The 8,392-nt window shown below is 56.9% G+C and carries 4 protein-coding genes; 1 reads left to right on the top strand and 3 read right to left on the bottom strand.

Features of this window, described 5'->3' with window-relative positions; translation table 11 throughout:
- Window positions 1–605: 605 nt before the first annotated feature.
- Complete coding sequence (locus tag ABSG47_RS19225; RefSeq protein WP_424171618.1) at window positions 606–4,565, bottom strand: nSTAND1 domain-containing NTPase; 3,960 nt, start codon at window positions 4,563–4,565, stop codon at window positions 606–608.
- Between the two features lie 5 nt (window positions 4,566–4,570).
- Window positions 4,571–6,352: a caspase family protein gene (locus ABSG47_RS19220; protein ID WP_424171615.1), complete on the bottom strand. Its 1,782-nt coding sequence runs from the start codon at window positions 6,350–6,352 to the stop codon at window positions 4,571–4,573.
- Window positions 6,353–6,615: 263 nt separating this feature from the next.
- Between ABSG47_RS19220 and ABSG47_RS19215 the strand changes: the two genes are divergently transcribed.
- Window positions 6,616–8,085, top strand: coding sequence for a glycoside hydrolase family 30 protein (locus ABSG47_RS19215; RefSeq protein WP_424171612.1), 1,470 nt, complete (start codon window positions 6,616–6,618; stop codon window positions 8,083–8,085).
- A gap of 20 nt (window positions 8,086–8,105) precedes the next feature.
- On the opposite strand, the gene ABSG47_RS19210 is transcribed toward ABSG47_RS19215, so the two are convergent.
- Window positions 8,106–8,240 (bottom strand): hypothetical protein, encoded by a 135-nt coding sequence (locus ABSG47_RS19210; protein ID WP_424171610.1) that lies wholly within the window; start codon window positions 8,238–8,240, stop codon window positions 8,106–8,108.
- Between the last annotated feature and the right edge of the window lie 152 nt (window positions 8,241–8,392).

The raw sequence follows: 8,392 nt of genomic DNA, 5'->3' as shown, positions 1-8,392 counted from the left end.
TTTTGGGATTCGGGCCGTGGCTCTTTCTTCTGCTAATTCTGAGTAAAACATAAATGGGGTTAATTGCATGCAAAGTTTCTGAAGGAGGTGGGGTTACGAAAGGGTGGTGGACTTTGGTAATGACGAAGGACTAGGGACGAGGGAAAAGAGCAGTTCTCCTCTTGCTGTGGAGCGATCCCAGCCTGGCCGCTAATACGAATACGCGGCCAGGGTGGGGCGTCCGAACTTTATATCTTCGGGAGAGATGCTTTAGTCCCCAAGTCCCTTCAGTTCCTGTCTTTCCCCATTACCAAAGTCCACCACCCTTTCGTAACCTCCCTCCCCTCAGATAATTTGCACAGAATTAAGGGGTTTTGTGCCACACTCATAATCAAGAGAGAAACGGCCCGAAATCCATCGCGGATTCGGGCCGTTTCATTGGAGGGACGGTACGGTACCCCTCTCGCACCACAATTTGTGCATTTTGCAGATCCAAGGTTTACTCGCCACTGTGCAAGCTGCACAGTGGCGAAATAAAGATCGCATGAAGATTTAGATAAGAACTGTGCCGATGTCCGCAATCTCCACAAAATAAACAACTTCGGATGAGCCGTTGCACAGGATAACTATTGAATATTCTGCTGCCCCGGTTTCCGCGCAGCTTGCCTTGCGGCTTTCCGGGCAGCTTGCCGAGCTGCTTTCAGCTTCTGCTGCGCATCCGTAACCGGCTCGGGCGTGGATGATGCGTTTGTCGCGGGCTTGGATTTAGCAGGTTTTGGTTCCGGCTTTTCAGCAGCAGATCTGGTTTGATCGGCTTTTGTTGCCTTTGTCATGGCATTCTGCTGCTTGATTCTTACTTTGCAGGCTTTGCTCAGGGCGGGGTAGTTAATGTTTTCGGTGCCGCTGATCATCGTAGGGTTAGCAGCCATGTCATCGATAAAGTTGCCGATGAGTTTGCAGCCGTTGTCGAAGAGCGCGATGGGAAATGTGATCTTCTGGAGCTCTTTGCTGGTGTAAGGGTTAATGGCCCAGACGTGAATATAGCTAACCTGCTTGGTCTTGTTCGAATCCGGCTGGTTTTGATCGACAGGAATCTGCTGAAGCTCAACCGTAGTTACATACTGCAGATCGGGTGAGATGCCCATGACATTCCAAAGCCCCTGTGGGGCGCTGAATTCTGTAAGATGCGCCGGCGATCCTTCGCCTTGCGGTCCTTCACGCAGGCGAAGCACTTTCGGATCAACCGACGCCATGCCTCCGGATTCAGCCGGGTCCAGCGTAGACGGTACGGCCCAAAGATCGATTTGTCCCAGCGAAAGGTTGCTGAAGGAGGCGAGCATACTGCCATCGGGCGAAAGCGCAATCGCTTTATAGCCGCTCCATTCGGAATTCTGACCGTCAGCAAGGCCAGTGTTGAAGCTAAGCAGCTTGCCGTCGCTCAGGCGGTAAACCTGCAGATCGTTGTTTTGAGCATTCATCTTTCCGCTGGGAGGTGTGAAGCCTTTGCCTCCAAAGGCCACCACATCCTGCCCGCCCGCAACACCGGCGAACCGTCCCATGGCATTTTTGCCAGTAAGTGAGACAAATTTAGGTACGGATTGCGACAAATCAAGATAGTCCAGACCTGTCTTGTCGTTGTCTTGCACCAGGTATCGCCCGTTCGAGCTGAAGGAGACACGGTTTCCCGTGTCGGCGCCCTGAATTTGACGGACCTTCTTGCCGGTAGAGAGATCGACGAGAACAATCGACTTGCCTGCTGGATTGCTACCCGCTCCTGCGCCGTAGGCAATCGTAGCTCCTCCCGGTTGGATCGCCATCGGCCCCGCCATCTCATCTGCGAGACGGAAGGTCTGTGTCTTCCCTGCGCGCCAGACTGAGAGATTCCAGCCGTCCGCGCTGATTTGAGCAATGACACCGCTGGCCGGATCGCAAGCGGCTATATCTTCGAGCGCCGGTACGGGGTTGCCACCCAGCAACGTTGTGCCATTGCGGCTGGTTACAAGCGGTCGGCCATGCTTGTCGAGCGTTACGGCGCACTGATCGAGAGTGGTCACGGAATCATCCGTCTTCACGCGATAAACCTCGCGGAATTCAAGCGCCTTCTGCAGATTGGAGATGATCTGCTTGTTCGTCTGGCTGATGCCTCCAAGAAAATTAAGACGCAGCCAGAAGCCATCATTTTCCTCGATTCGCACGGATTCCATGCCTTCCGCGATGGCGAGCACCTGGTTGTTGTTATTGCCTAAGTAATTCGATGCGGCGTTGACCGCGGCATGCTCCTGCTGCTCAACACGGGTGACATAGACGGCAAGCGTTCCCACTGCCAGCACCGGTAGGAGTAAGAAAAATAGAAAGGTTCGTACAAAGTTGCGACGGCGTTCGGCTCGGCTGGCATGGATGAGGCGCTGCTCGTCTGGCGTTGCGGCGCGCATGTGAGGCAGGCCGCGTGTGACAGTGCGCAGGTCGGCGCGGTCGAGGACAATTCCTTTTCTGCCGCCGGCCCACTCACGGGCGCGGTTCTCGAGTAAGCGGCGCGCGCGCGCGCCGGGAAGCTCAGAGAGTGCGAAGTCGCGGCGGATGAGCGGGGCGAGTGTGTCGTGGGTAAGCGCAGTTGAGTGATTGTCGGCGGCTGTTTGCATGCCTCCGGGATCTCGCGCGGGCTGCGTTAGCAGATATTTGTCGATGTTCGCGGTTAAAAGCTGATCGAGGTTGAGGCCGAGTTCTGTGAGATTTGGGTAATCGTTTTTGAGGTCGTCGAGCGAGCGGCGGCGCGAGGTGCCGAGCTCCGAGGTATGCGCGTAGAGGAGATCAAGCTCAAGTCCTTGCGAGGCGGCTTTGAGTTCAGCCGGTGCTGAACTGTTTTTGTTTTGAGTGACAACCTTGGTGTCTCCTGGCCCGCAGAGCGCAGCTAGCTGCTCCTCGTAAAAACCGAGAAGAGGGTTCTGGCGGATGGCGAGGTTCTCGTAGAGCTCGACGGTGTAACTGCGAATGCCGTTTGCATCGGGCTTTGCGGCGTCCCAGAGTTGGTTGAGGACGATCTGCAGCACGGTGGCGATGGAGGAATCGCCTTTCAGGAGATCGTCGGCGATGAGGCTCGGAACCCGGTCGCCTTCAGGGAAGGCAATCTTGTATTTGTCGCGCGTGAAGCGGGAGTAGGCCGGGCCAGTGATGACCTGAACGATGGCGTCGTGATCGAGACGATCAAGCCAGAAGTGATCGAGAAGATCGGGCGAGTTATCTGTGCTGCCTTCGGCGAAGTAGCCGCGGATTTCAGCCAGATATTCCTTGCGAAAGCTGAGCAGTAGGCGAGCAGATGCATTGGCCGGAGCCTGAGAAAAGAGCTGACGGACGTGAATGGCGAAGGCGCGCAGCTCGCCGTCGATGGCGTTACCTGTGGTGACGGCATGCGTGATGGCTTCTTCCACCTGATCGAGGATGATGAGGGAGCGATGGGGAAGACTGAGCCACGCGCGAGCCTGGGTTTCACGCGCGGCGGGGTCCTGCGCGGGGTCGGGAGCAGGCGTGCCTGGGGACGGGGGCTGAGCGGCGAGAACTTCTGCGATGGCGCTGTAGAGATCGTCGATGAGGTTGCGATTGCGGCGGCGATAAGCGTAGCGGCAATCGGCGGGCAGGCGCGGGAGCAGGCCGGCATTGAGGAGAGAAGATTTGCCAACGCCGGATTGTCCGTAGAAGAGGCTGATGGGGCGCGCGGGATCGCTGGCGCCGAGCGCCCAGTCGGCTATGGCGCGAATCTCTGTGGAGCGGCCGAAGAAAAGCGGCGCATCCTCTTTGGTGTGGCCCTTGATGGTAACGTATGGTCGCTCAGGAAGCGTCGTGTAATAGCTTGGCGCGAGCGGTGGCAGGCCTACGAGCGGATCATGCGCAACGTCTGCAAGACGCCAGGAACCGGATGAGGAAGCGCCGGGACGTTTGACTGCGACCCAGGGGAATGTGGCCTGTGCGGGGGTAGGGAATACCTCCGCCTCATCAAATGTGCGGAACTGCGGAGGCTGCTGCTTGTATTTGTCCACCCAGTTGCCGAGGCTCGTCTGGTGCGTGCCCATGACATCGCCGGCGGCTTGAGAAAAGGCGTCGTCCAGAGTGCTTCCAGTGGCGAGGTAGCCGTAAAAGGCTGCGGCGAAGTGGCCGGCGATGGCGTCATCGAGCTTGGCAACGGAGGCAATGACGAAGGGAACGCGGGTGGCAACTTTGGCCGCCCAGTCCTGATTCTCACAGGAGTTAAAGAAGGCAAGCTGCAGGCTGGGTTGCGAGGCGAGAAATTCTTCGAGAACTGTGCCGTCAACAATCTGGTTGCCGGGTGTTTCCGCGGGAAGCCAGAGGCTTTGCTGATTGGAGTGGCCGCCGAAGTGGAAGACGGCGACGCGGTTATTGCGGAAGGTCTCAAACAAATTGGCACGGCATGCGTGGAAGCCGGAGACGAACTCCCAACTGCCGCTCTGTTCCCCGGAAGCCAGCGCGGCTCGAATGCCTGCCTCTTCGTTCTGGAGTGAGGGTAGCGCGACGCCGGACTGCTGATCGGGATCGGCAAAGGTGAAGAAAAAGACAGGGGGCGCGGTATTGCTCATCGGTTTTAGCTCCGCGTGGTGTGAAATGTGACGCGCCAGGTCGTGAAGTCTTGCTGCGGCAGTGGATTGGAGTACATGGAGCGGGTAGGACTGGGCGGGGCGGCGGGGTTGAGGGAGTCGAGCTTGAAGACGGTGGCGTCAAACCAGTCCGTAGAGATAACGAGAAGCATCTCGTCTGTGGTGTCTTTCGCGGTACCGGGAACGGAGCAGTGAAGCGGCGTGCCGGAGTGAAGGTAAACGGTCTGGCCCGGGTCGAGGCGCTGCGTTTCGGCATCCAGCAGAGCGGTGGAGATGCTGTAGTCGCCGGAGAAGGCGAGCAGCGCGACGGTGAGCGGAATGTTGTGCTTGTTTGTGATGCTGCCGGAGTAGAACGGGCGATTGTCCTGGCCGGCTGGGACGTTGCGATAAGTCAGTTCAACTTGCTTGTGGGGCGGACAGTGCAGCTCCTGCTGGTCCGGTGTGCCGGGATAAGCAATAACCAGGAAATCAAGCGCGGTTGCTGGGATTTTCGTGTTGGGGTTGGTGAGCGCCAGGCGCTGTTTCCATGTATCGATGTGGCTGAGCGCGGACGATGAGGTGGGAACAGCCTTGTATTGGGCATCCGAATCGAGCTGCACGCCGGGATCAAGCTGAAGCACCGATGTCGCTGGAGTAACGGATGTAACGGTGGCCAACGCGACGGCCTTACCTGCATCGGCGAGATCGGAATTCGGCGCGGTGGCGGGATATAGCGCGTAGTGTGCGCCGGCGGCAACACTCATCAATGCACCGCGATCGAGCTGCCATTGGTTCGTGAGATTGGAGAGGCCTGCGATGGCGTAGTCCGTCCACGCAGTGGGCGTGAGGCTGAGGAAGAGATTGCCGAACATCGCGTCGTTGCCGGAGGACTCAAGCTTGGGGGTCTGTGGCGCGACTTTGCCATCCATTGTGGCGCGAACCAGGTGAACCAGCTCGCGGTAGCTCATGGCGTCTTTGGCGTTGGTGAGCGTTTGGGTGAGGAAGAAGGTGAATGCTCCGTGCAGCTTATTGCCTTCGATGTCGTAGTACTCGTTCGCTGTTTCGTCGGTCTCGCAGGCTGCGAGCAGGATATGAAGTCCGCACTGGTCCGGTACATAATTCGCGGTGGACGCGAGCGTGATCGAGCTTATGGGCTGCGGCGGAGTGGGGGAGTCACGGATAGCGGTTTCCAGGGTGGAAGGGTTGACGAGATAGTCGTTGACAGCTTGCGAGTCTGCGCGCCGTGGGACCTTTCGTACAGAGGGTTTTTGCTTGGACGCGCCAAAACCCATCGTCTTGGCCCCAGCATCAGCTTCAATCTCAGTGGAAGGCAGGTCGCGGTCCATGGAGCCGGAGTGGCAGGAGTCGAAGATGGTGGTGAGATGGACGCCTTTGGCTGTGACCTCAGAGATGAGCACGCCCATGTCCTTGTCGACCAGATCGGGAGCGCCGAGGACGCGGCTGTCGTAGCAAACGATGGAGGAGTTCATGCCGCTGGGCTCGATAGCGGCGAAGAGGCCGCCGGTGGGGACCTGGGAGCCGTGACCGGCATAGAAGAAGATCGCGATATCGTCGCCGGAGGCCTGGCCGAGATGGCTGCGGAATGAGTCGATGATATTTTGCCGCTTGGCATCGGCATTGTTCAGGCGGAGCAGATGCAGAGATGCATCGGAGAAGCGAGTGCGAAGCAGTTGCTCCATGGCGTCGGCGTCATTGATGCATCCATTCAGCGGCGGAATGCCGGAAGGATAGGCGTCGATGGCGACAAGCAAGGCATATAGATTCGGCATGATGATTGGCTCTCTGGAAATGCGTCTGGCGAGTATGTAATTCAATAGAACACGGAAAGCGTGGTTATGACCATTGTTTTCTAGCGAAGAGGAGATGGCGGCCGAGTTCGCGGGCAGTTTGTGCGGATTTGTCAGAGTATCTGCAGCAATTCGCGCCGATTATAAAACCGGTTGTGCTGTGGGCGGCGAATATCTAAAGTATGGTTTGAAGAAATAAGAGTCTTCGTTAGTTACTAATTTCCTGAATGAGAAGAGATGCATCGATGAAAGATTCCGTATTGCAGAAGACAGCCACCCCAGCCATGCGCCAGTCTGTCAGCCTGTGGCGACTCAGGTTCTGGTCTTGTCTGGCTTTTCCGCTCCTTGTGTTGATTGTTCTTCCTTTACCTGCTCAGGAGTCGAAGGACGTTAGTTTGTGGCTCACCACGGCGGATCGATCATCTCTGTTGATGCAGCAGAATGCCCCTTTGCGTTTTGAGAAATCGGACAGCAATCTTCCAGCAATTCTGATCGACGATGCTCGCAGCTATCAGTCGATGGATGGTTTTGGATTTGCACTGACGGGCGGTAGTGCGCAGCTTCTGATGAAGATGGGAGCGCAGGAGCGCAAGGAATTTCTGCAGCAGTTGGTCGGCACTGGAGCGGATGGCATTGGTGTCAGCTATCTTCGCATCAGCATCGGCTCATCCGACATGAACGACCATGCATTTACGTATGACGACCTTGCTGCCGGAGATACGGACACGAATCTTGCAAAATTTGATCTTGGTCCGGATAGCACGACGGTCGTGCCGGTGTTGAAGGAGATTCTGGCTATCAACCCGAAGATAAAAATACTAGGTTCGCCTTGGTCAGCGCCTGCATGGATGAAGACCAATGAAGCGCTGAAGGGAGGCAGCCTGCGGCACGAATACTACAAGGCATACGCGCAATACTTTGTAACGTATCTGCACGCCATGGCCAGCCTTGGCATCCACCTGGATGCGATCACACTTCAAAATGAGCCGCTGAATGCCAACAACACCCCCAGTATGGTTATGGAGGCGTCTGACGCAGCCGTATTTATCAAAGAGGCATTGGGTCCGGCTTTCCGCAAGGCGGGAATCGCGACAAAGATTCAAGTGTATGACCATAACTGCGACAGGCCGGATTATCCGTTGACGATTTTGAATGAGCCGGAGGCCAGGCAATATGTGGACGGCTCTGCGTTTCATCTCTATGGGGGAGAGATGGGCGCGCTAACGCAGGTGCATGAAGCGTATCCGGAGAAACACCTCTACTTTACGGAGCAGATGGTCATTGATAAGGGAGAGGCAGCGCCTTTGCCAGTTGCGGAGGCCGTGGCGCGCCTGGTGATTGCGGCGCCCAGGAACTGGAGCAGCAATGTATTGCTTTGGAACCTGGCTGCAGATCCCAAGTTCGGTCCACATACGGACAACGGCGGCTGCCCGATGTGCGAAGGTGCAGTGACGCTGGATGGAAATAATGTGACGAAGAATGTTGCCTGGTATGTCATTGCGCACGCTGCAAAGTTTGTACGTCCGGGATCGGTGCGTGTCTGGTCGACTTCAACTTCGGGACTTCCAGATGTTGCCTTCAAGACTCCGGATGGAAAGCATGTGCTGATCGTGGCCAATCCTGGGCGTCGTTCCCAGACGTTTCAGATCCGCTATCACGGGGAAAGCCTTACCGCTACTCTGAGCGCCGAATCTGTCGGCACTTTTCTCTGGTAGAGGTGCGCGCCGAGGGAACGTTATTTTGCGGACTCCTGGAGAGCGGCGTGCGGCCAGCCGTGGTCCCAGGTGAGGGTGGATATCTGCAGGGCGGGTCTACCAGTCACTGCGTCATAGGCGTGAAAGACAATGATGTCGCCCTCCGGACGCTGCAAGACGGATTCTCCACCGGGTCCTAATACTAGCAGTTGTAGATAGAAGATTGGGAGGGGTGAACCTCGTTTGCGGTAGTGACATCGCAGAGCGTGGAATTGATGCTGCCTTCGCCATTGGGACCAGTGGAGAAGATGCTCAACGCCGTGCCATC

The organism is Occallatibacter sp. (genome assembly GCF_049510455.1).
Taxonomy (GTDB): Bacteria; Acidobacteriota; Terriglobia; order Terriglobales; family Acidobacteriaceae; genus Telmatobacter.
Note: the sequence above shows the minus strand (reverse complement) of the source record. Positions and strands in the feature narration are given on the sequence as shown.

Coding starts and splice junctions, on each gene's coding strand:
- ABSG47_RS19220 (WP_424171615.1), bottom strand. CDS start 6,352: ATGCCGAATCTATATGCCTTGCTTGTCGCCATCGACGCCTATCCTTCC.
- ABSG47_RS19225 (WP_424171618.1), bottom strand. CDS start 4,565: ATGAGCAATACCGCGCCCCCTGTCTTTTTCTTCACCTTTGCCGATCCC.
- ABSG47_RS19215 (WP_424171612.1), top strand. CDS start 6,616: ATGAAAGATTCCGTATTGCAGAAGACAGCCACCCCAGCCATGCGCCAG.